Source organism: Synechococcus sp. H55.10 (assembly GCF_047502715.1).
In the GTDB taxonomy this organism is placed as follows: domain Bacteria; phylum Cyanobacteriota; class Cyanobacteriia; order Thermostichales; family Thermostichaceae; genus Thermostichus.
On record NZ_JANSJJ010000292.1, the window covers coordinates 1 to 507 of the forward strand.

1 protein-coding gene is annotated in these 507 nt (G+C 64.1%); it reads left to right on the forward strand.

The annotated features are described in order from the left end of the window. Positions 1 to 71: 71 nt before the first annotated feature. Positions 72 to 507: glycosyltransferase family 61 protein (locus NW858_RS13210; RefSeq protein ID WP_414520670.1), on the forward strand; the 436-nt coding region annotated here is incomplete at its 3' end.

The window sequence follows — 507 nt, forward strand, 5'->3', positions numbered from 1 at the left end:
ACTGGGACTGGAAGCCAGAGCACCTGGAGCACCCCCCCGTCTTGGACCTACCCCACCTAGGGGTGCCAAATTTGCTGGAGGGCTCTGTAGCCCTCTTGCCCCTGGGGGCGGTCAACTACTTCCATTGGATGGTGGACATCCTGCCCGCCCTCGATCTCCTACGCCGCTCCGGCGTCCTCGAAAAGGACATCCCCCTCTTGGTCCACGGCTACCAGGGCAAGCCCTTTCAGGTGCAAAGCTTAGCTGCCTTAGGGATCCCACCAGAGCGCCTCCTTAGCTTTGAGCAGGCAGGGGGATCCCATCTGCAAGCGCAGAACCTGATTGTGCCCTCGCTGGCGGGGCCGGTGGGGTGTCTAACCCCCAGGGGCTGGAAAGTGCTGCAGCAACTGGCTCCGAGAGAGCAGGCGGCGGGGCTACCGCGGCGGATCTACATTAGTCGTCGGGCTGCCCGCTGGCGGCGGGTCATCAACGAGGCAGAGGTTCTCGAGGCTTTGCGCCCCTGGGGAT